The following is a 25,334-nucleotide window of genomic DNA, read 5'->3' on the forward strand; positions in this document are numbered from 1 at the left end:
ATTCTCTGCATTATTATCCTTAGATGATATCAATAAGGAGAAATTTGATGATAAATAAAGCAAATTCCAGAGCCATTTGTATTTTGGGTATGCACAGGAGTGGTACTTCTGCAATTGCTAGATCCATCAATTTATTAGGAGTTTATTTAGGAGAGTCAGAAAATCTACTCTCTGCGCAGGAAGATAATCCACATGGATTCTGGGAACACTTAAATATAATTGATATACAAAATCGTATATTATGGGAATTAGGAGTATCTTGGGATACTCCTGTTCCACTTGAAGAACTATGGTGGAAAAAACCCGAAATGATCCCTTTTCGAAATGAAATCAAACAATTTATAAGTCAGCAAATGATTTCTCAAAATTTATGGGCTTGGAAAGATCCTAGAACATGTTTACTTCTTCCATTATGGCTAGATATATTGCAAGAATTAGGTGTTGAGGTTAACTTTGTTATTTCTATTCGTAATCCTTTAGATATTGCAAACTCTTTATTAAAAAGAAATAACATCCCTATACAAAAATCATTAGGAATATGGATGAATTACATGATTTCTGTTGCAAGATGGACTGCAAACAGTAAATGTATTTTAGTTTCTTATGATGAATTTTTGGACGACTGGCATCAACAGTTATTTAATTTGTCACAACAATTGAACTTACCTTGGCCAGAAAATGAATTAGAATTAAAAGAAAAAATGCAAAAATTTATAAATCCTCAATTTCGTCATAGCTACTCCAGTAATGATCAATTAAAAGAAACAATAGGTTTAAAACCTTTTGTTAATCTTTACGATATTTATTTAAAAAAAATGAATTTTCAGCTTGATTATACTCTGCCACAAATAGAGGAAATCGCGTCAGAATATAAAGCTTATGCAGCGTTATTTGATATTGCTAATCTAACCAAAATAGAGCTACAGCAAAGAGTTGAGTTGATTGATACTCGGCATAACATTCAACACTATTTGGGAGAATTACAAGAAGTACAAACTCAACTAAAATCACAACAGAATGAGCAAAAAAAAATAAATACCTTTTTGAATAACTCATTGATTTCAGGTAAAGATACTGAAGAGAAGATATTGCATTTAGAAAAGATGATTTCAGCTTTGAGAGAAGATCAACACAGTTTGCAACAAATCTTACAATCTAGAGGTTGGAACTATCTAAAAAAATACTATATTTATAGAGATTTATTATTCTCTAAATTAAAAAAGATAACAAAAAAACACTCTTCTAAATGAAAAGTGTTTTTTTGTTATCTTCTTCTGCTAAAATAGTGCGCAAATAACTTAATGTTTCTTCACGTAACTCAGGATGCTTCAAAGCATAGTGAATGGTTGTCTGTACGAATCCACTTTTCTCACCCACATCATGACGTAAGCCTTCAAATTGATATGCTAGAATTTTTTCTTTTAATGCTAATTGTGAGATGGCATCTGTAAGTTGAATTTCTCCACCTACACCAATTTGCTGATTGCCTAAGATGTTAAATATCTCCGGGGTTAAAATATATCTGCCCATAATCGCTAGATTAGAAGGAGCATTTTCTCTAGCAGGCTTTTCTACTAACCCTTTAGCTTGATACAAGCGATCTGAAATAGGTAAAGAATCTACAATCCCATAACGAGAAACCTCATTCCAATCGACTTCTTTGACACCTACAATAGATGATTCATATTCTTCATATACATCCATCATTTGCTTCAGACAAGGAATATCAGATTCGACAATATCATCACCTAGAAGAACAGCAAACGGTTCGTTACCGATAAACTTACGAGCACACCAGATCGCATGTCCGAGTCCTTTTGGTTCTTTCTGACGAATATAATGAATATCTGCCATTTCAGAAGGTTTGCGTACAGCATCAAGTAAATCCCATTTTTCTTTTTCAGCTAGATTGTGTTCCAGTTCAAATGAGGAATCAAAATGATCTTCAATCGCGCGCTTACCTTTACCTGTAACGATAATAATATCTTCAATTCCGGAAGCTACCGCTTCTTCGATAATATATTGAATCGTTGGTTTGTCTACAATCGGTAACATTTCTTTCGGCATCGCTTTGGTGGCAGGTAAAAAACGTGTTCCTAGTCCTGCTGCTGGAATAATCGCTTTACGGATTTTCAATTTCATTCTCCTCTATATCTAATCATAGATATAATATACTTCATTCTTTATAGATAGACCAACTTATAAAATAAAGAGGCTTTCTCTAATAATGAGAAAGCCTCTTTTAGCTTATTTATTTTCTTCTTTTGCCATAATTTCATGCAAATATTCTAATGTCGATTCACGCAACTCAGGATGTTGCAATGCGTAGTGAATCGTAGTTTGTACGAATCCGCTCTTCTCACCAACATCATGACGTAAGCCTTCGAATTGGTAAGCAAAGATATCTTGTTTTTCACCTAACTTGGAAATAGCATCGGTTAACTGAATTTCGCCACCTGCGCCAGCATCTTGATTACCTAAAATATCGAAGATTTCAGGAGTCAAAATGTAACGACCCATAATCGCCAAGTTTGAAGGTGCTTCTTCGCGTGGTGGTTTCTCTACTAGACCTTTGGTTTTGTATAGACGATCCGATTCTGTCGTAGGATCAGCATCGACTAATCCATAACGAGATACATGCTCCCATGGCACTTCTTTCACACCGACTACAGAAGACTCATGCTTCTCATACACATCCATCATCTGCTTCAGACAAGGAACATCGGATTCCACAATATCATCGCCTAGAAGCACTGCAAATGGCTCATCTCCGATAAATTTACGAGCACACCAAATCGCATGCCCTAGTCCTTTCGGTTCTTTCTGACGAATGTAGTGAATATCTGCCATTTCAGAAGATTCACGTACAGCATCTAGAAGTTTCCATTTTTCTTTTTCTTCTAGATTTTGTTCCAATTCAAACGAGTAATCGAAATGATCTTCGATCGCGCGTTTACCTTTACCTGTAACGATAATAATATCTTCGATGCCGGAAGCTACAGCTTCTTCGATAATATATTGAATCGTTGGTTTGTCTACAATTGGTAACATTTCTTTTGGCATTGCTTTGGTTGCAGGCAAGAAACGTGTTCCTAGTCCTGCTGCTGGGATAATGGCTTTACGAATTTTCATGGTTCAAACTCCTTTTTCTATGCTTGATTGCATCTATAGATTATATATTATACTTCTTGTTTGTTTTGTGTAACTAATCTTTTGAGCAATAAACGCATATCTTTTACCGATTTCAAACGGTAATTAGCATGTGTATTGCCTGTTCCGATTTTGACGGAATATGAATCTTTTGGAAGCGCTGAGAACAAATCTTCATCTGTTGTATCATCGCCTACACCCAAAATAAAGTCATATTCTTGATCACGAAGCAACAAATGCGCTCCATGTCCTTTGTTAATACGGTTATCTTTCACTTCTAGCACTTTATTACCTTCTAGTACACCGATACTCATCGAATTGGTTATCGACAACAACGCTTCTTTAAGCTCGTCACGTTTGAGTCCGATCATATCAGGTTCGCACTGTCTGTAATGCCATGCTAACGAGTATTCTTTTTCTTCAATTAACGATCCTGGCGTACGATCTGTATACTTCTCTAAAATATGACGAATCGTATCTTTCCAATCGTTATCCACATTGACAGTCATCATCCACTCTTCGTCTGCTCCTGGCTTACGGAACCACAGACCATGAGAAGCGATAATATGAAGATCCAGATCACCTAGCCATTTTTCCATTACAAAGCGATCTCGTCCCGTAATAATAACAACTGTATTACGAGGGTCTTTGCATAGATCAGCAAGCAATTGCTTCAGCTCTTCGTCTGGCTTCGCTTGTTCTGGTGTAGGCTTAAATCCTACCAATGTACCGTCATAATCTAAGAACAGTAATCGTTTTTCTGAATCGCTATACACTTTTTCCATATCTGAATACCCAGATTTGAGATTCAGAAGTGGACGAGTAGGGGTCTGCTCTTCAGTTGTATTTTTAAGAGCTACCAGGAATTCATCTGCCCAGAATTTCACATTATAACGGGAAAGACGAACATGTAGCATTTTGTTACGTTCGATTTTTTCATGATCTGGCATATCAAGTGCTGTTTTGATACCTGCGGCAATTTCGCCGTAATCGTTCGGATTCACGATAACACCTTCGCCCAACTCACTCGCTGCTCCTGCTGTTTCACTTAGAACAATCATACCTTTGTAATCAGTACGCGAAGCGATATATTCTTTAGCAACAAGGTTCATACCATCGCGTAGTGGAGTTACTAAGAGCACATCACTATTGCGGTAGAAAGCGATAAGATCGTCTTGCGTAAATGTACGGAAAAAGAACCAGACTGGCATCCAGCTCAGTGTACCGAATTTACCATTCACTTCACTAACCAGTTCTTCGATTTCACGTTTTAGCGAATCATATGCTTCTACACCGACACGAGAAGGCGCTACGATGAGGTTTAAGCGTACTTTCTCATGATATTCCGGGTATTGCGCCAGAAATTGCTTGAACGCTTTAATACGGTCTGGAATCCCTTTGGTGTAATCTAAGCGATCGACCGAGATAATATTTTGTACACTTTTTGTGCTTTCGATAAATTCTTGTGCTTCTGAGGACAAATTCTGAGATTGATTCGGTGCTGCAAAGTAGTCGTAATCAATACCCATCGGGAAAGCATCCACTTGCACAGTATGTGTTTCTCCATTGATTTTGTATAAGTTATGTTCTTTACCTAAAATACGACGTACACTACTTAAAAAGTGGCGTACATAATCATAAGTATGGAATCCGATCAGATTAGCTCCCAATAATCCTTGCAAGATCTCTTCGCGCCAGATTAACAGACGATAGATTTCGAATGAAGGGAATGGAATATGAAGAAAAAACCCAATCCGAGTATCGGGATATTTTTCTCTGATCATCTGTGGAAGTAACATTAATTGATAATCATGAATCCAGATCGTATCATTTGGTTCGATCACAGGCTCTAACGCATCAAAAAACTTCTGATTGACGTTTTTGTAAGCATCCCATGTCTCTGTATTGTACTCTGCTTTGTCGTTAAAATAATGGAACAACGGCCAGATCGTTTCATTACAGAATCCATGGTAATATTGCTCAATCTCTTGTTCCGACAAAAAGATCGGTAAACAGTTATATGATTCTTGCAATTCACTATTGATCGTTTGTGTTTCTTCTTCGTTAAGATCGTCTTGTGCTACTCCAGGCCATCCTGCCCATAGACTATCGGATTGTTCGTGGTAGCTTTTTAGACCGGTAGCCAGTCCACCTATACTTTTACTATATTCAATCTCTGTTTCACCTTTTTTTACAGTTACAGGTAAACGGTTGGATACAAAAATAATTTTACTCATTGAATCCCCTCTCCTAAACAATAATTGAATAATTATGTGATTGGCTTGCTTTTCATTATGTGTAAATCGCCTGAATTTATCAGACCATTTCTTTCATTTGACTTCACCGACAGTAAAGTCATTGCTTATGCAAATTACCCTTAATTTATATGTACGACTCAACATGGCTGATCACAAATCATTATGAGAACCTTTTCATCCGCTATATCTCTGGAAAAATAATGATTGCAAAATCAGCAAAATTATCAGTCTATTTGTAGGTGAACGATCGTCCACTGGGACATAAAAAAAGAGAATGCTTAGCGCATTCTCTTTATCTTATATCTATATACATTTCTGATTATTTGACCAATTGTCCGCGGGTTACACCTAGCTGATTAGTAGCTTTCAAAGTACGCCATACTTGAGTACCGTTGATCTCACCACGTAATGCTTTGGTATACAATTCGATCACTTCTGTGACTTGCTCTGGTGTTTCTTCAAGGAACTCAATACGATAACTAGGCACTCCCAATTGTAGGAAATCACTTAGGTATTCAGCACCTGATTGTTCAATCGCATTATAAACGGTATTACGACATCCTTCATCTACACGTACAGGATGAGACATACCAATACGGTCTTGCAACGAAACCCGTTTCTCTTCACAAGGACGACCACAGTTCGTATAGTCTGTGCCTTCGCTAAGGAAAGTGCAATATACACAATGCTCGGTATGGAACATTGGCATATGCTGATGAATAACGACTTCTAACTGAGAAGTCTGTGTACGACTGAGCAAATCAACCATTTGTTGAATATTGAGATCGTATGAAGGTGTAATACGGTCAACACCTGCTTCTAAAAATAGATCTACTGTTTTGTGATTTGCTACATTCAAAGAGAAATCTCCGATTAATTCTGGGTGATTTTCTTCTGGATGTGTCTGACGACGACTCAAGTAATAATACAATGCTCCTGTATTACGTACCAGTACTGCATCTGGTTGGAGACGTAGAATATTGGCATGGTAACCATTCTCACCAGGCATATGAATACGTGGTGTCGCTAACGCGATCTTTTTACCGGCTGCACGTACAGCGGCAACAGCAGCAGGAAATTGCTTAATAAATTCAAAGTCAGCATAGATCATTTCGATTCCAGCTTGTAGTGCTGCTTCCACTTGCTCTACACTACGGCACAATGCTGTCAATGTTGCTGCTGTTCCTTGAACAGGCGCAGAGGCTGCCACAGAATCACCGTATACTTCGATATCACGTTGAATATACACAGGTGGCTTCGGACGCTCTCCAGCAAGCTGTTCTACTGCCTGACGACGAATATTATTTAATTCACGCATCGGGATAATAATATCACCATGCAATTGCACTTCTAATTGATCTAATTGGAAAACAGTGCCTCCCAGACGGCCAAATTGTTCTTCCAGTAATTCAGAAGTCATTGGACGTTTAGCAGCAATCTCTAGTTCCATTTCAGAATCGACACGTACAGTGACTCCTTTTTGTACATCTGTCCACCATGTGACTAAAGGCTGTCCTACATGCCCTACAGCTTTGACATGAACAGGGAATACACGATAAGGCTTCTCGGTATCAAAGCTTTGTCTCATCCGTTTGTCGAGCGCAGGATCATTGGTTTTCCATAATTTATCACCGACATGTACACGATGTAGATTCACATCGTTACGACCTGGAACAATATCAACCATCCATGTCTCATCAGCTTCGCCTTCGATTTTTACGCCTTTACGACGTAAATCATAGACACGTCCGCCTTGCTCTTTTTGCGTAGGATCTCCTGCGTCAAATACAATCCCGTCTCCACGTTTAAGCGGAGCTTCTAAGCGGCAGACTACGCCATCGCGTAATACTTGCTCGACGCGACCCATATAGACACCACGACTTTTTGGAAATGTACCGTCTACCAATTTTTTGTTATTCGTTCCATCTAAGAAACCATGGGTGAATCCACGAGAAAAGCTTTGTTCCAATTCACGAATATCTTCGCGTGTAATCGAATCACGATCTCCTTCAAAATAACGATCGATCGCTTTACGGTATTTGCTCACAACGTTGGCTACATATTCAGGCGTTTTGAGACGACCTTCAATTTTGAAAGAAGTCACTCCTGCTTCGATTAATTCAGGCATAATATCGATAGCCGCCAAATCTTTAGGAGAAAGCAAATACGTCACGTCTCCCATAATTTTCTGCGTTCCATCCACCATTAGATCATATGGCAAACGACAAGCTTGCGCACATTCTCCACGGTTAGCAGAACGTCCGCCCCACATTTCAGAAGTTAAACATTGACCGGAATACGATACACATAGTGCGCCATGAACAAATACTTCCATTGGCAAACGTGCTTGCTCACCGATTTTTTTGATTTGTTTAAGGTTATTTTCACGTCCAAGTACTACACGCTCAATATCAAATGGCTTCGTAAATTCAACTGCTTCTGGTGATGTAATTGTCATCTGTGTCGAACCATGAATCGGGAAGTCTGGTGAAATCTCACGAATCATTTTAACCAATCCCAAATCCTGTACGATAACTGCATCTACACCTGCCACAACACAAGCATCAATCAATTCACGAGCATCGGATAATTCATTTTCAAATACCAGTATATTAAAGGTTAAAAACCCTTTGACTCCGTAGCTATGCAAAAACGACATAATCTCAGGCAATTCATCCATACGGAAATTGTTCGCACGTGCTCGTGCATTGAACTTCTCCACGCCAAAAAAGACTGCGTCTGCCCCATTGGCTACCGCCGCCCGCATGCAGTCCCAGTCACCCGCAGGTGCTAAAAGCTCCACGTCTTCTCTTCGTAACCCTGTATCACTCATGTAAAGTTTATATCCTCCTAGATTGCCATAACATTGGCAACACGTTTTAATATTGATCATGCGATCATGTATATCAACAGATACGATGATTTAAATTTATTCTAATTCCAGTGTAACAGACCGAAGAGCGTCTATCTACCTTATTGCTTGAATTTTCAATGAAAATCATGATCTTTTTTCATCTTTATTCATAAGAAAAAGCTACCGGTAAAGGTAGCTCTGTTCTTATAGACCTATTTAATTAGCTGTTAATTGAAAAGAAGCTAATACCTTAGCTAACTCTGCTTGATGAACAGGTGTATTATTTGCGTTATTGACTTCATCACTTAAAATATAAGTGATTTTGCCTTGAGTGAATAATGTATACGTTCCTGTATAAGGATGAGTCGCATCTGGATAATTGGCTGTAAATGTATAAGCCGGTACCCCTGCAAATGTAGTCGGTGTGCCTTCAGATAATTCTACGCCATATATATTGTTATCTCCTGAACCTTCAAATGTGGCTTTCCATTGGGTCACTGCTTTTTCCAAAGAACTTGTTGTTTTGGTTGAAATATTGAATGATCCACCTGTATGAGAAAAATACACGTAAGACGATTCATAATCATTATCAGTACTTGTCCAATGACGAGGAACTTGTACACTGTAATGATTAAGTTTGGATGTGTGCGTGGTTACTTTGCTACGATCTTGCGAATAGTAGTCAATCGGTAACGATCCAAAGTTTTCTTCCAATGTAGGGAAATCAAGTTCCAAGGAATCTGTGATCACTTTGAAATCTGCATCTTTCGAAGCTTTATCCGATGGAGTGCTATATTCTACATAATAACGATATCCATTTTTTTGGAATAATACTTCATATTCAGTCGTCCAAGCATCTCCAAAGTTGTATTCTAATTTGTTGACAGTTGCTGTTTGTCCTGCAATTTCTTTTTGCTCGCTACCCAGATCACGATAAGCATCGCTGTTGAAATTGTCGGCAAACCAGCCTTGAATCTTCTGTAACCAATCGGCTAATGTGCTTCCTGACGGTGCGCTATAGACATTAACAGACACATACGAACCATCTTTGGCAGAAGCATCGGTTGTATCTTCACTAGCTGTGAAATCAGATGGAAGTTCCATATAGACGCCATACTCACTAGCTTCTAATGTATTTTCTGAACCTGCACTGTCTGCTTTACTTGCTAGATCTTCGATTGCTTTATCTCCACTATTGAAAGAAGTTTGGAACGAATTCAGTAAAGAAGTAACCTTTTTATCAGCAAAATCTTTATAACTGGAAGCTTCCGAGTTAGCATAGAAAACATAATACGTATGTCCATTACCTGTATAAATACGTGTTTCTGACAAAATGCCATCTGAATTTTTGGAAATGATATAAGCATAATTGCCTTTACTGCTGGAAACGGCTTTTTGATCAACTACCATTTCGCCAGCATCTTGCGCATACAATACCAAATCGTCTAACAAATCTTGCGGATCACTTTCATTCGCTTCATCTGCGGAAGCAATTTCTGGATCGACAGAAATTTGTAAATAATAGTTACCTTCACTATCCATAAATGTGGCACTCTCACTACTTTGAGAACCCAGATACATCAAATCGCTCGGGTAATTGATCGACCATTGATATTTACTATTTCCGACTTTCGTTTTACCAGCATGACTAGATTTATCTTTACTCGAATCCGTTGTTGCCGGTGCGGCTGTAATAATCATTTGACCGGATACTACTTTGAACTTCGCACCGATACTTTTAGCTACAGAGCGAACAGGAACCATTAAGATACCTGATTTCATCACAGGAGCTGCATCAAGTGTGAATGTAGAACCGTTTAAATATGCTTTTTTGCTACCAATTGTCATCGAAAGTGTACGCTTGCCATATACCAATTTAATCGAATCATTTTCTTGCAACTTCACCTGTGCTTTGAATGCACGTGTAAATAGCCCTAATTGCACCATCGTGATTCCATTACTTTCGTAAGGTTTGACGATACTTTGCTTTTGACCATTGATCGTTGCAGATGTACTGCCTTTTTTGATCTTCAATTCCAATAGTGCTGCTGCCGATGCTGTTCCTGTTGTTGCATAGACGGTTGTCAACACAAGCATAATAGCCAGTAGACTTGAAGCGGTAATCCGCAACCACTTACTCATTCAAGCTCCTCATTTCTGTATACAAGCTTGTTGGAAATTCCAACAGCGATTTCTGACTGATAGTGTTGTATCTGTTATCGGGATGTTCCTCATAGGATAGACTTACAGCCGATTATTCTTTACTTAATTTGATTTGACGATTAATAATATCGCCATTGGATTGCATGACCAGTTTGACTGTTTGCCCTGGTACATACGATTTGAGAATTTCGTTAAGGTCAACCACAGTGTGTACTTTTTTGCCATTTACACTGTATAGAATATCGCCTTTTTTAATGCCTGCTTTGGTTGCAATCTTAGAATTCACTTTCCCTACTGTCAACGCATCATCAGTAGGCATACCGCTAAGTGCATCTTCACTTTCTTCAAAATCCAACCCTAAGGAAGCACGATGAACTTCGCCATATTTGAATAACTGTCCAACAATGTATTGAACGGTATCTGCTGGAATCGTAAATCCAAGATTATCTACGCCCAGTGCTTCATATTTCATCGTATTAATCCCGATCACTTTGCCATCCATATTGACCAATGGGCCGCCACTGTTCCCTGGATTGATCGCTGCATCGGTTTGAAGCAATTTGTACGAAGCATCAACAGCACGATTCACACCGCTAATAATGCCAGATGTTGCTGAATTACGTAGGGATAGTGATAACGGTGTACCAATAGCCACTACTTGTTCACCGACTACCGGTTGCTCTTTACTGGATACAAATGATGCTACTTTCAGGGAAGTGGCATTGATTTTGATAATAGCTAGGTCACTGACGGTATCGCTGTAAATTTCTTTCACCAGATACGTTTTACTGTTTCCTTTGGCTTCTGATGTGATTACTTTAGCTCCAGGTTCCATACTGTCAATCACATGGGCATTCGTTACAATCCAACCGTCTGATGAAATAATAACACCAGAACCGAAAGCGATGCCTGTTCCGCCCGGCTCTTCGCTTTCAGAACCACCTTCCGAAGCGATAGCTTCAGCTGTAGGGGTACCTACAATACCTACTACAGAAGGAGAAATACGAGCAATAATTTTAGAAATATTACTTGTTGTAGAAGCTGCAAACTTTGGAGAGGAATATGTATAACTTGAAGCGTCGCTTGTATCCGATGCCCATACCGATTGTTGTGTCGGTAACATCAACACAGAAGTTAATAATACAAGTGCAGGTAATTTGGATCGGGATAATTTCAAATTCATCCAGCCTTTCTATAGTTGCGTATATGTTCCTGTAAAATTGTCATTTTGTAGGAAAAATAGTCTGATTCCAATGTAGCATATGCACAGGTATGACACAATTGCCATGAAGAACTATCTTTGCATATTCATTGGTAAATATAAGGATATTTAGGCAAAAACAAGCCAGTACATCTGAATACATCGAACTATTCAACATGTACTGGCTATTATTGCTACTGCTAATGTTACACCTGACTGCTCTCTAACTCGCGACTACGCTGTGTATCTCGTTCCAAAATAGGTTTGAGATAATGACCTGTATACGAATTCTTCACCTTCACCAGTTGTTCTGGGCTACCTGATGCTAGAATCGTACCACCACCACTACCACCTTCTGGACCAAGATCGATCAAGTAATCTGCTGTTTTGATTACATCCAGATTATGCTCAATCACCAGTACGGAATCACCGGAATCGACCAGACGATGAAGTACGGTTAATAGACGATCAATATCGTCTACATGTAGTCCTGTTGTTGGCTCATCTAAAATATAGATCGTTTTACCTGTGCTACGACGATGAAGTTCAGAAGCCAATTTCACCCGTTGTGCTTCACCACCGGATAATGTAGTTGCCGGTTGACCTAGCTTCACATAACCTAGACCTACATCAAACAACGTCTGCATTTTACGCTGAATACGCGGGATGTTTTGGAAAAAGTCTACGCCGTCTTCTACGGTCATTTCAAGCACATCAGAGATACTTTTGTTTTTGTATTTCACTTCAAGGGTCTCACGGTTATAACGTTTGCCTTTACAAATTTCGCAAGGAACATACACGTCTGGTAAAAAGTGCATTTCGATTTTGATAATACCGTCTCCACGACAAGCTTCACAGCGTCCACCTTTAACGTTAAAGCTAAAGCGACCTTTTTTGTAACCACGTACTTTGGCTTCATTGGTCTGAGCGAACAGATCACGAATATCATCAAATACGCCTGTATACGTTGCTGGATTGGAACGTGGTGTACGACCGATAGGAGATTGATCGATATCTACTACTTTATCGACATGCTCTAATCCACGAATTTCACGATATTCACCTGGACGAACTCTAGCTTTGTTAAGATCGCGAGCTAGTGTTTTGTATAGAATCTCATTTACTAATGTTGATTTACCAGAACCGGATACGCCTGTAACAGCTGTAAATAATCCAATTGGAAATTTAACATTTACATTTTTAAGGTTATTTTCTTTGGCTCCGCGAATCTCTAACCAACGATCACTTGCTTCGCGGCGCTTCGCAGGTACAGGAATAAATTTGCGACCACTTAAATATTGACCTGTCAATGAATCAGGATGTGCCATAATCTCAGCAGGTGTTCCTTCTGCAATCACATGACCTCCATGAATCCCTGCACCTGGTCCAATATCAATAATATGATCTGCCGCCATCATGGTGTCTTCATCATGCTCAACTACGATTAACGTATTTCCTAGATCACGCATATGCTCTAATGTGTGAATCAAGCGATCATTATCCCGTTGATGTAATCCAATACTTGGCTCATCGAGAATATAAAGTACACCGGTCAGACTGGAACCGATCTGCGTCGCTAGACGAATACGCTGTGCTTCACCACCAGATAATGTTCCTGCTGCACGTGCCATCGTCAAATACTCTAGTCCTACATTCACTAGGAATCCTAAACGACTGCCGATTTCTTTCAAAATCAAGCGAGCAATACTTTGCTCTTTTTCGCTCAATACTAGATTTTCAAAAAAGGTAGTTGCTTCACCAATTGGCATCGCTGTTACTTCAGAAATATTCACCTTATTGACAGTAACCGCAAGAATTTCTTTTTTCAAACGATTGCCTTTACATACCGGACAAGGCTTCGCACTCATAAATCCTTCGATATATTCGCGCATACTATCTGAAGATGTATCTTTGTAACGACGTTCCAAATTATGAATAATACCTTCGAACAAGACTTGAGCTTCTTTTTTCTGTCCAAAGTCACTTTCATAACGGAAACGAATCTTTTGTCCATCTGAACCTTTTAAAATAATATTGATCTGCTGTTCTGTTAACTCAGACACAGGTACATCGATCGGAATTTTGTAATGTTCACAGACTGATTTGAGAAATTGCGGATAATAGTTCGATAATCCACCGCTCCATGCTTGAAAAGCACCTTGATCGATCGTTTTACTTTTATCTGGAATTAACAGATCAGGATCGACCACCATACGTATACCTAACCCATCACATTCCGTACAAGCTCCAAACGGGCTGTTAAACGAAAACATACGTGGAGATAACTCTTCCATACTGAATCCACAGATCGGACAAGCAAAATTCGAACTAAAACGAAGTTCTTCTTTGTCGATAATATCTACTAGCAATTGACCGCCAGACATTTTCAAAGCCATCTCAATTGAATCTGCTAGACGAGCTGCTACATCTTCTTTGACTACGATACGGTCAACTACCACTTCGATCGTATGTTTTTTATTTTTTTCCAGTTGAATATCTTCTGATACATCTCTAATCTCACCATTGACACGAGCACGTACAAAACCTTGCTTGGAGATTTCAGAGAAAATGCTTTTATGTTCACCTTTACGTCCAGAAATAACAGGTGCCAAAATCTGTAGACGTGTACGCTCAGGATATTCCATAATACGATCGACCATTTGCTCTACCGTTTGTGAAGTGATCTCAACTCCATGCACAGGACAATGAGGATGACCTACACGTGCAAACAAAAGACGCAAGTAATCATAAATTTCGGTAACTGTCCCTACAGTAGAACGAGGGTTACGACTTGTTGTTTTCTGATCAATCGATATCGCAGGAGATAGTCCTTCAATCGAATCGACATCCGGTTTCTCCATTTGTCCCAAAAACTGACGAGCATATGCAGATAATGATTCGACATAACGACGTTGACCTTCTGCATAAATCGTATCAAATGCAAGTGAAGATTTCCCTGATCCACTTAACCCTGTTAATACAACAAAGCTATCGCGAGGGATACTAATATCAATATTTTTGAGATTATGCGCTCGTGCGCCTTTAACCTCGATAAATTTGTTTGCCAAATAATCCAACCTCCAAGTCCGGTGCTTCCGGAGTAATTGCTACACTTCTGTATATCAACATCTCTAGTTGAGCATGTATCGAATTTAGCTACAAGCTATGATAAAGGTTGCCAAACATCACTGCATCAAGCACAGGATATTTAACAACCTTCATTATTTATCTATTAAATAATTGATGATCGCCAACGATATCGATCTGTTATTAACTATAACTATTTGTTATTCAGCTTTCAGTTCAAGCACTGCATCTCGAAGTTCAGCAGCACGTTCAAACTGTAGATTTTTGGCTGCTTCTTTCATTTCCAGTTCAAGACGACTAATCAATGCTTGACGATCGCGTTTGGAAAGTTTTGTTTTGCCGATCTCTTCCATATAACTTGCTTTACCTTCAGCCACTTTGGTCGCTTCGATAACATCACGTATTTTTTTACGGATCGTTTGCGGCGTAATGCCATGTTCCTCATTATAAGCAACCTGAATACTACGACGACGCTCTGTTTCGAAGATCGCTTTTTGCATCGAATCGGTTATACGATCGCCATACATAATGACTCGACCATCCGAGTTACGTGCGGCACGACCAATGGTCTGAATCAACGAACGCTCTGAACGCAGGAATCCTTCTTTGTCTGCATCCAATATCGCTACCAGAGATACTTCAGGCAAATCAAGTCCTTCCCGGAGTAAGTTAATTCCGACAAGCACATGGAATGTACCTAGACGTAGATCACGTAAGATCGACATCCGTTCCAGTGTTTTGATATCCGAATGCAGATACCTAACTTTGATTCCTATTTCTTTGAGATAATCGGTTAAATCTTCTGACATTTTCTTCGTCAGGGTCGTTAACAGTACCCGTTCATCACGCTCAATACGTAACCGAATTTCTCCAATAATATCATCGATCTGTCCTTTGGTTGGACGCACTTCAATGATCGGATCAAGTAGTCCGGTTGGACGGATAATCTGTTGTGTCATTTCTTGACAGTGTTCCAGTTCATAAGGACCTGGTGTCGCAGATACGAACACAATCTGATTGATTTTATCTTCAAATTCTTCGAATTTCAGTGGACGATTATCAAGCGCAGATGGCAGACGGAATCCATGATCTACCAGAACATTTTTACGTGCCTGGTCACCATTATACATCGCTCTAATCTGCGGTAATGTCACATGAGATTCATCGACAACGATCAACATATCGTCAGGAAAATAATCCATTAATGTATAAGGAGTATCTCCACGTTCACGGAAAGTAAGAGGACCAGAGTAGTTCTCAATCCCGGAGCAGAAACCAACTTCTCTCATCATTTCAAGATCATAATTAGTACGTTGCTCTAAACGCTGTGCTTCTAGCAACTTACCTTGTTCATTTAACACTTTGAGGCGCTCTTCGAGTTCACGTTCGATATTTTTAAGTGCTACTTTGAGTGTCTCTTCTTTGGTAACAAAGTGAGATGCCGGGAAAATAGCAATATGTTCACGTTCACCGACTAATTCGCCTGTTAATACATCAATCTCAGTGATACGTTCAATCTCATCACCAAACAATTCGATACGAACTGCTTGTTCTCCGCGTGAAGCAGGGAATATCTCAATGACATCACCACGTACACGGAAAGTACCCCGTACAAAGTTAATATCGTTACGTTGATACTGAATATCCACTAAACGAGATAGGATTTCATTACGTGACTTCTCCATACCTACACGCAGTGATAATAACAAACCGCCGTAATCTTGCGGTGAACCCAGACCATAAATACAAGATACACTCGCTACGATAATAACATCACGACGTTCAAACAATGAACTGGTCGCGGAGTGACGTAATTTATCAATCTCTTCATTGATACTGGAGTCTTTCTCAATATACGTATCTGAAGACGGAATATACGCTTCCGGTTGATAATAATCATAATAACTTACAAAATAATCGACTGAATTGTTCGGGAAAAAGTCTCTAAATTCCCCTGCTAATTGAGCCGCTAGTGTTTTGTTATGTGCAATAACCAGTGTAGGTCGTTGCAACTTGGCTATCACTTGTGCCATTGTAAATGTTTTACCTGTTCCGGTTGCCCCGAGAAGAGTCTGATACTTTTCTCCTCGTTCTATACCTTTCACCAACTCATCTATCGCTTGAGGCTGATCGCCTTGAGGAGAGAATTCCGACTGTATTTCAAATTTCTTGGAGCTGACAACAATATCATTCATTGCCCTGCATCACCCTATCGTCTAAAATATAAATTACACATGCCCGATAATAACAAAAGAGACCGTTAATCAAAGTGCCGAATACATTATACTTTACCCAACATGTACGATGGTGGCACACCATGAATTGACGAATCTCATTTTTGGTTAATTATTCTATAATAAGTTGTCTGTAGATTATCAGTTCTATAGCACAGCAAAAATATACCGCTATAGGAATGTTTGTTCTTATATTATACTCCTCCTACTGCGTTTATGCAATTGAAACACGACTGAAATTTTAACTTTTTTCATGTAAATCGTTATAGTTACGGTTATTCCCCATACCCAGAACAGGAGATGAATGAATGGATTTAACAACGATTATCGGGATTATTGCAGGGCTTGCTGCATTGATTGGGGGCTTTTTATGGGAAGGCGGCGATGCGAGTGGGCTAGTTCAAGGTGCTGCGGCATTGATCGTATTTGGAGGAACCGCTGCGGCTGTTGTAATCAGCTTTCCATTAGCACGATTAAAAAAAATTCCGCGTGCGATTGCTTTCACCTTTTCAACAGGTGGTACTGATAATGAGCAATTGATTGAAGATATTGTTAATATGTCTACACATGCACGCCGGGCAGGTGTACTGGCTCTTGAGCCTCAAGCTTCTTCTCATGATAATCCTTTTCTACGAGAAGGTATTCAGCAAGTAGTCGATGGGACAGATCGTGAAGTGATTCAACAAATTCTAGAACTTGAAATGACCAAAACAGAATTAGAACATGAACAATATGCTAAAGTGTTCGATTCTGCTGGTGGGTATGCACCTACGATGGGGATTATCGGTACCGTTATGGGTCTTATCCAAGTATTAGGTAGTCTTAGCGAACCTACCGGATTAGGCGGATCGATTGCTGTTGCTTTTACAGCGACTTTGTATGGTGTTGCTAGTGCCAACCTTATCTTTTTACCGATCGCTTCCAAAATCCGTTCTCGTAGCGAGCTTGATATTCAAACGATGGAAATGTTATTAGAAGGCGTATTATCGATCCAAAATGGCGAAAATCCTCAATTGGTACGTAAAAAGTTAGAAACGTTTTTGCCTGAGAACAATGGAAATCTTATTCGTGAAGCTAGAACAGGGGAGGAATAACGATGGCACGTTATTCTCGGCGAGGTAAAAAAGGCACTGGACATAATCAGCAAGATCGTTGGCTGATTACCTACGCTGATTTAATTACGTTGTTACTGATCTTCTTTGTTGTGATGTATTCAGTAAGTCATGTAGATACTGCCAAGTATCAGGTGCTAACCGATTCATTACAGCTTACTTTCCAAAGCGATAATTCGATTCTAGATGGCGGTAAAGGTATCACAGGAACCGCTGGTAAAAATACAAGTAACGGCGGTTCTACTTCGACCAGTAATCAAGCAGGCAATGCAGGCGGTAAAGATACACAAAGCGGCGCAACTACACTGACTAATCGCGAAGAAGCTTTTCGTAAGCAAGAAAGCGAATTAGCGAATCTAATGAGTGTGATCCAAAAGTATGTCAAAACCAATAATCTAGGCAATCAAGTCGTCGTCGCTGACAAGCCGCAAGGGATCTCTATTACACTCAGTGATCAATTTTTATTTAACGAAGGTCAAGCGAATCTCAAATCACCTTCACTAGCAACACTTGCACAATTATCTAGCTTATTCCAATCTATTGATACGACAGTCAGTATTGAAGGACATACCGATAATTTACCTATTGTGAATGCCTCACGTTATCAAGATAACTGGGAATTGTCGGGCGCACGTGCCTTGTCTGTTCTGCGTTATTTTATTGATACTAAAGGATTAGACAAATCGAAGTTTCAATATGCAGGTTATGGAGATACACGTCCAACCGCAGATAATTCAACAGCAGCAGGCCGTCAAAAAAATCGCCGTGTAGAAATTATCGTTTTACGTCAGTTGCAAGACTAATAGGAGCGATTAAGTAATAGCATTCGTATTTTCAATACCATGTGATAGGTAGGCTTTAATACTAAGATGTAACTGTTAAGTTTGAATTCAAAAAAAGCACTCAAGTGTATCTACTCATCTGCTGATCGAGAGTACACTTGGGTGCTTTTTATAGTTTATCATTTATTGTAGGCTGATATTCAAATACCTACTTATGTTGTAAAGCAATGACTCTTCCTAACACTACAGCACTGAATAGTACTCACTTACGGCGTGGACGCTTGGGTAATCCATGCTTTTCGATATACTCGGGAGTCAATTCAATCGGCTCTTCAGGCACCTCTGTTTCCGTAGACAGATTGCTTTCTAGCAATAATATCGCATCCGCTTCCTGATAACTGTTGTTCAACTTGTGTACACGAGGTTTGGTGACCAGATGCCAGACCGATAAACGCTGAATATCTGGAGAGATAACAGCTTGATCATCCGGTGCAAAAATCATGCCTAACTGATGATGATCCCCTGCATAGATCGCTCGTTGTAGAAATTTACTTTCGCCCTGAATATTTAATATTTCCAATTTGCAAAAAGCTGGATTGATTCGTAATGCCGCATGTAATGATTGTGGATCTTGAATCAACTGTCCATTCACTTTATATACACTTTCCCCTGCGGTAATACCTAACTCTGCCGCCGGGCTAGCTGGGATAACATCTAGTATTTTGAGTCCCCGTAATCCACGAATAAATAATGGGCTCTGTTGCGACTCTTCTCGTCTACTCACATACATAATCCATTCACGTAAAATTACTGCTATCACTAATGCAGGGATAGCGATAGGCGCCCACCACAGTGCCAAAGCCGCAAGTACGATCATAATAAAGCTACTCTGTAATAATCGCTTGGCTATCGCATTCACTTTGACTTGTGGCAAATGGGTCTGTGTTAATATACTGCAACCGATCATCACCGGTAATGCTGTTAAAGATACACCATTTATCCATGACTCTGCTCCATGAAGCGGTGTCCATGGCAGAACAAGACCACCGGTGGAAGGGATAAATAACCATAAAGGAATCGGCCAGAATGCTTCTATTGCATAGGCCCCTACAGGCTTACCACGCTTGCCTTCAATGACAACTGGAGAAGAAAAGCGAGTGGCTTGCATACGGAATAATACTGCTTCAATCAATTGTAACAATACCGAGATGGCTAACAATCCAGGCAAATCTACATTGCGAATACTCTCTATCACTTGCCCGATAAAACCTGTAGGTTGCCATGACGGTAAAGAGAGCAGCACCATATAAATGATCGTAAGTACAGCCAAAGCCATCGTTATATGAGCATAACGTAGACGGAATACGGATAATAGAATCAAAATTGTTCCTATACACCAGGTAACTTCTGTCTGTATATGTATACCTATAAATGCCATCGCAATCGATACCAGTAATCCGACAATCATTCCTGTAATCACTGTACGTAATACACGACCTGCATAGACATAAATACGAATATTAAATAATTTACGTTCAAGAATACCTTGACGTCTGTAATGCAACAAAACACCGATCAAAAATATATAATAAAAAGGCTGTGTTAATAGCGCCCCTAAAGCCCCGCCTATCATACGGAGTGCCTCACCTAACACGTTCAACGGTTGCCACTCTCCTTTGCCATCTATCTTTCTTTCATAGAAATCGTACCATCAAATCCTACTTGGACTCAACTCTCTCTATTCTACATAAAAAAAGAAGGCTATAACAGCCTTCTTTTTGGAAATACATATGAACATAGGAGTGTTAGCTTTAAATTATTTGGTATTCGCTGTAGAAATTTGCTTTTCAACCCCAGCAATCGCTTTGTTCATTTGAACATCATATTGTGGGTCTTGAATATGCTTCACTAATGCAATCTCAAGGGCAGTTGCTGTTTTCTCATCAATCGCACCTGTCACCGTCAGCTTTTGCTTAGTCTGGAATGATTTCACTGCACTCTCGGTATCACGATCAAAATAACCGTCTTTGCGATCGACACTGTAACCAAGGCCATCTAACATAATTTGAGCACTCTTAATATCGCTATTGTTCATATCATATTTGAGTGTTTTTTCTTTGTTGATTGGAGTCACGGTAAAGTAATCAGGCGGAGCGATTTTCACATCCGGTTTGATTCCTTTTTTATGAATCCAATCTCCATTTGGAGTCAACCATTTAGCAATCGTAATTTTGATTAAACTACCATCGTTAAAGATATTGTCCATACTTGTCTGCACAGTACCTTTACCATACGTAGTCTCACCATATAATGTCGCACCCGCAGATTGCTTCAACGCACCTGCTAGAATCTCAGAAGCACTTGCGCTACCACCATTTGTTACCACAGCAATCGGATATTTAACACCTTTACCTGTCGACTTGGTCTCATCACGTTTACCTGCTTTATCTTCGACTTGTACGATCAATTTGCCATTCGGGACAAATTGTTCAGCCATATCAATTACAACAGACAGAACGCCACCTGGATTGTTACGAACATCAATCACAAGACCTTTCATACCTTCGCCTTCAAGCTTTTTGACTTCAGCATCAAAGCGCTCTGCGGTATTCATTGAGAACTGCGTTACGGTAATCACACCGATTTTGTCAGCAGTCATTCTCGAAGTGACTGTCTCGACATCGATATCATCACGAACAATTTTGAACGTTAAATTATTGGAACTGCCTGAACGTTTAATTTCAATCGTAGCCGTTGTTCCTTTTTTGCCACGAATCTTATTCACAGCATCATTTAAGTCCACACCAGCTAGTGATTCGCCATTGATGGATACGATAATGTCTTTCGGGCGTAATCCTGCTTTTTCCGCAGGTGAACCTTTGATCGGCGAAACGATCACGACATTGCCATCTTCTTGCGATACTTCTGCACCGATTCCTGTAAATGATCCTGCGATCGATTCAGAAAACTGAGTCGCTGTCTCAGGAGCCATATAACTGGAATAAGGATCACCTAACGCTTCCATCATCCCATTGATTGCACCATCTACAAGCTTGTTACTATCTACATCTTGGTAATAATTACTTTCAATCAATTTAGCAGCTGTACTGAGTTTGCTCTGTTGTTGATCGCTTAGACCTCCACCGCTAAGTGCAGCGAGTAATCCTTGTCCATTTACAGCATTACGAGCAATTCCTGGCAGACTGGTAAAAGCCAGTGTAAGCACGCTACTTAGCACCATCATGGCAATCACAAGCAGTGCTACGGTGCGTTTTCTCATCATGTGTTACCGCCTCTCTGAGCTTAACGCTATTACAGATAACCCATCGGATCGACAGGCGTATTATTCACACGTACTTCAAAGTGACAGTGAGGGCCTGTAGAGTTCCCTGTAGAACCTACTTCTGCAATCTTCTGTCCTTGACTTACTGTCTGACCTACAGAAACAGCAATACCGCCATCACGAATATGTCCGTATAATGTTTTGATCCCATTTCCATGATCGATAATAACTGTATTTCCGTATCCATTTTGCCATTGCGCAACGACTACCGTTCCACCTTGAGCAGCATGAATATCGGTTCCTTGTGGAGCTGCAAAATCGACTCCTGTATGCAATTTGTATACCCCTTGAATCGGGTGATTACGATATCCGAAAGGAGAAGAAATACGCGCACCATTCACCGGTAGACCCATACTTCCATTGCCGCTACCTTGATATCCACCTGTACTTGGTGGAGTATAACCGCCACCATCATCAGACGATGGAGGATTGTTGGCTGCTGCTTCTGCTCTTGCTTGAGCTTCTGCTGCCGCACGGGCCGCCGCTGCTGCTCTTTCTTGTGCTTCTAGTGCTGTTTTCTCCTGATAGAGAGAAGCACGTTTGTCTGCTAAATCCCATAACGCTTGTTCTTGCTCGGATGTGATATCATCCGCATTCTCAATCTGTGTGTTGTATTTAGAAATGAGTACTTGTTTTTCATTTTCTTTTGCATCTAATTCGCCTTTACGCTCTGCTTTTTCAGCGTATAGACTTTTCGCTTTCGCATACGAAGCGGTTAATTTTTTCTGTGTCACGATTACGAATTGTTTGTCTTTTTCATGTTGAGCCAAGATGTCCTGATCCTGGTCTACAATCATACGCAATGAATCCGCACGTTCTACAAAATCGGAAAAGTTCGTTGAAGCCATTAACACATCCATATAAGAGATTAATCCGTCGGTATACATCATTCGTACACGAGTATCAATCATACCTTCACGAGCATGAATACGTTCTTTGGTTTCAGCCAAATCTTTTTTCGCCTGACGAAGACCTGATTCCGTTTGTGAAATATCACTAGAAACGCGAGCCAACTGACTGCTCACTTCATTGATCGCTTGCAATACTTTACCTAGATCTTTTTGTGTTCTAGCTTTCAGCATTTGCGATTTTTTCTTTTGAGCAGCAGCTTTTTTCTTCTGTTGGGCTGCTTCCTGTGCTTTTTTCTCCACAGCATTTAATTGACTCTGGATATCACTAACCGATTTGGCGGCGTGTACTTGTTGTGGTTGGATCACTGAGACTGCCAATAAAATAACAGCCATAACTGATGCGACTTTTTTCAACTTTTTCTCCCCATCCTTTTACCATTTGTAGGTTTTTGAAACAGTCGTTTTCCGGCGTTCAGCACTTGCATCAAGTATGATTATCGGCAATGTTTTGCAGATATCTTAGCTTTTTTTGCATATTTACGAAAATAATTTATTTTATACTTTGAGAAAGCGACGAATCGAGAGTGTACTGCCCCATATTCCGATCAATACTCCAAGTCCTAGTAGTAAACTGCCCAATAACGGCCAGATTTGCTGTAAAGGAATCAAAGTGATCACAGACGCTATTCCGAATGAACGAACCGAAGCGGCTACTAATTGCTGATACCCTATAAATAAAATAGCGATCGTTACGAGTGAACCAATACCGCCTAACAATGCACCTTCAATAAAGAAAGGCCAGCGTATAAACTGATTGGTGGCTCCCACTAACTTCATAATACTAATTTCACGACGACGCGCGAGTATAGTTACTCGAATCGTATTCGCTATTAAGAACATGGCCATCAATCCAAGAGCAGCAACCAGAATTAGACCAATATTGCGGATCAATGCTGTCACTTTGAACAACGTCTGTACTGTATCTCCACCATACCGAACTTTAAGGATAGGTTTTTCAGGATGTTCTTTATTTAATGCTTCTATCTTCTGAGCGACAAAAGGAACGGTAGTTGGTTCAATAACTTGGATACGTAAAGCATCAGGCAATGGATTATTATCCTGCGCATACCCTTGCAAGAATGATTCTCCACCTTCACCTAGACGATCACGTAATTCTTGTAACCCTTGCGCTTTGGGAACAAATGTAACGGTACTCACTTCTGTCATAGCGCTGATCTCTTGTTGCAACTCTTGCCGTAATGATTGATCGACATTAAGTTCCAAAAAGACGTTGATCTCTACTTCGCTATCTGCCTGATCGGCAAGTTGATTCACATTCAAAACTAACAAAATAAATACACCCAAAATAAACAGAGACACAATAATAGAGGTGATCGATGCAACTGACATCCACCCGTTGCGGAATACGCTTCTAAAACCTTCCCGCAAGTGTCGCAAGAAGGTATTAAAATTCATAACCGTACTCCCCTCTAATCTGATCTCTGACGATCATACCGTCTTCGATCGCTAATACCCGACGACGCATCGAATTAACAATATCTCTGTTATGAGTAGCCATAATAATCGTTGTTCCGCGGAAATTAATTTCGTCTAGCAATTGCATAATCCCATATGAAGTCTCAGGATCAAGGTTTCCTGTAGGTTCATCCGCTATAATCACAGCTGGATTATTGACGATTGCGCGTGCAATAGCTATCCGCTGTTGCTCACCACCGGACATTTGTTCAGGGTAACGCCCTGCTTTACTTTGAAGCCCTACCAGATCAAGTACTTCCATTACCCGCTTTTTCATTAATTTTCGCGGCGTTTCAATAACTTCCATTGCAAAAGCAACATTATCGTAAGCTGTTAATTTCGGTAGTAGACGGAAATCTTGAAAAATAACTCCGATATTACGGCGCAACAGTGGAATCTTACGCTGTTTTAATTTGCCTAAATTAAATCCATTTACAGAAATTTGACCTTTTGTTGGTGTTTCTTCACGATACATTAATTTCATAAAGGTAGACTTACCCGCACCCGAAGGACCGACCACATATACAAATTCATTGCGATCAATCTTCACAGATACACCTTGAAGAGCATGAGCTCCATTCGGATAAGTTTTCCAGACATCCTGCATTTCTATCAAATTATCACTTCCTAAATAATCAGATCATTCACCTTATCATAGACAACATTTTGTTATCAGAGATGATGTCTGAATGGTTTTGTTGATTGCATGTGGTACATGGTATTTAGACTCACCATTTCTTCTTATACGGTTACTATTCGTTTT

Annotated in this window: 16 protein-coding genes; 3 read left to right on the forward strand and 13 right to left on the reverse strand. The window is 39.9% G+C overall.

The genetic code is table 11. The annotated features are described in order from the left end of the window. Nucleotides 1-47: 47 nt before the first annotated feature. On the forward strand, nt 48-1,250 hold the full coding sequence (locus PQ456_RS19570; RefSeq protein WP_273613703.1) for a sulfotransferase family protein: 1,203 nt from the start codon (nt 48-50) through the stop codon (nt 1,248-1,250). On the opposite strand, the gene galU (PQ456_RS19575) is transcribed toward PQ456_RS19570, so the two are convergent. From galU (PQ456_RS19575) to uvrB, 8 genes are all read right to left on the reverse strand, one after another. After that, nucleotides 1,243-2,136, reverse strand: a complete 894-nt coding sequence (gene galU, locus PQ456_RS19575) for a UTP--glucose-1-phosphate uridylyltransferase GalU (RefSeq protein ID WP_273613704.1) — start codon at nt 2,134-2,136, stop codon at nt 1,243-1,245. The two genes, PQ456_RS19570 and galU (PQ456_RS19575), sit on opposite strands and share 8 nt — an antisense overlap. A gap of 111 nt (nt 2,137-2,247) precedes the next feature. Beyond that, on the reverse strand, nt 2,248-3,132 hold the full coding sequence (galU, locus tag PQ456_RS19580) for a UTP--glucose-1-phosphate uridylyltransferase GalU (protein WP_273613705.1): 885 nt from the start codon (nt 3,130-3,132) through the stop codon (nt 2,248-2,250). Nucleotides 3,133-3,179: 47 nt separating this feature from the next. Continuing rightward, the gene (locus PQ456_RS19585) at nt 3,180-5,387 is read right to left on the reverse strand and encodes a bifunctional alpha,alpha-trehalose-phosphate synthase (UDP-forming)/trehalose-phosphatase (RefSeq protein ID WP_273613706.1); all 2,208 of its coding nucleotides are present in this window, start codon (nt 5,385-5,387) and stop codon (nt 3,180-3,182) included. A 340-nt stretch (nt 5,388-5,727) separates the two neighbouring features. Then, the gene (locus PQ456_RS19590; RefSeq protein ID WP_273613707.1) at nt 5,728-8,241 is read right to left on the reverse strand and encodes a U32 family peptidase; all 2,514 of its coding nucleotides are present in this window, start codon (nt 8,239-8,241) and stop codon (nt 5,728-5,730) included. Between the two features lie 237 nt (nt 8,242-8,478). Next, entirely contained in the window at nt 8,479-10,404 is a 1,926-nt protein-coding gene (locus tag PQ456_RS19595) for a stalk domain-containing protein (protein WP_273613708.1), read from the reverse strand. Between the two features lie 112 nt (nt 10,405-10,516). Continuing rightward, the gene (locus tag PQ456_RS19600; RefSeq protein ID WP_273613709.1) at nt 10,517-11,602 is read right to left on the reverse strand and encodes a S1C family serine protease; all 1,086 of its coding nucleotides are present in this window, start codon (nt 11,600-11,602) and stop codon (nt 10,517-10,519) included. 230 nt (nt 11,603-11,832) lie between these two features. Next, a complete protein-coding gene (uvrA, locus tag PQ456_RS19605; RefSeq protein WP_273613710.1) occupies nt 11,833-14,694 on the reverse strand; it encodes an excinuclease ABC subunit UvrA in 2,862 nt (953 codons plus the stop codon). Nucleotides 14,695-14,913: 219 nt separating this feature from the next. Beyond that, the gene (uvrB, locus tag PQ456_RS19610) at nt 14,914-16,908 is read right to left on the reverse strand and encodes an excinuclease ABC subunit UvrB (protein ID WP_273613711.1); all 1,995 of its coding nucleotides are present in this window, start codon (nt 16,906-16,908) and stop codon (nt 14,914-14,916) included. A 347-nt stretch (nt 16,909-17,255) separates the two neighbouring features. Between uvrB and PQ456_RS19615 the strand changes: the two genes are divergently transcribed. Continuing rightward, complete coding sequence (locus tag PQ456_RS19615) at nt 17,256-18,041, forward strand: flagellar motor protein (RefSeq protein ID WP_273613712.1); 786 nt, start codon at nt 17,256-17,258, stop codon at nt 18,039-18,041. A 2-nt stretch (nt 18,042-18,043) separates the two neighbouring features. After that, nucleotides 18,044-18,862 (forward strand): flagellar motor protein MotB, encoded by an 819-nt coding sequence (locus tag PQ456_RS19620; protein ID WP_273613713.1) that lies wholly within the window; start codon nt 18,044-18,046, stop codon nt 18,860-18,862. Between the two features lie 241 nt (nt 18,863-19,103). Here the strand turns inward: PQ456_RS19620 and PQ456_RS19625 are convergent, their stop codons facing one another. The 5 genes from PQ456_RS19625 to ftsE all read right to left on the reverse strand — a co-directional run bounded on the left by PQ456_RS19625 (nt 19,104) and on the right by ftsE (nt 25,187). After that, entirely contained in the window at nt 19,104-20,495 is a 1,392-nt protein-coding gene (locus tag PQ456_RS19625) for a PDZ domain-containing protein (RefSeq protein WP_337957883.1), read from the reverse strand. A 162-nt stretch (nt 20,496-20,657) separates the two neighbouring features. Further along, nucleotides 20,658-22,124, reverse strand: a complete 1,467-nt coding sequence (locus PQ456_RS19630; protein WP_273613715.1) for a S41 family peptidase — start codon at nt 22,122-22,124, stop codon at nt 20,658-20,660. A 29-nt stretch (nt 22,125-22,153) separates the two neighbouring features. Beyond that, nucleotides 22,154-23,449 carry a murein hydrolase activator EnvC family protein gene (locus PQ456_RS19635; RefSeq protein ID WP_273613716.1) on the reverse strand — a complete coding sequence of 432 codons (1,296 nt, stop codon included), beginning with the start codon at nt 23,447-23,449 and terminating at the stop codon, nt 22,154-22,156. 141 nt (nt 23,450-23,590) lie between these two features. Beyond that, on the reverse strand, nt 23,591-24,511 hold the full coding sequence (gene ftsX / locus PQ456_RS19640; protein ID WP_273613717.1) for a permease-like cell division protein FtsX: 921 nt from the start codon (nt 24,509-24,511) through the stop codon (nt 23,591-23,593). Then, nucleotides 24,501-25,187, reverse strand: coding sequence for a cell division ATP-binding protein FtsE (gene ftsE, locus PQ456_RS19645; protein ID WP_204827203.1), 687 nt, complete (start codon nt 25,185-25,187; stop codon nt 24,501-24,503). Before ftsE ends, ftsX begins: the two co-directional genes overlap by 11 nt. Between the last annotated feature and the right edge of the window lie 147 nt (nt 25,188-25,334).

This window comes from Paenibacillus kyungheensis (genome assembly GCF_028606985.1).
GTDB classification, from domain to species: domain Bacteria; phylum Bacillota; class Bacilli; order Paenibacillales; family Paenibacillaceae; genus Saccharibacillus; species Saccharibacillus kyungheensis.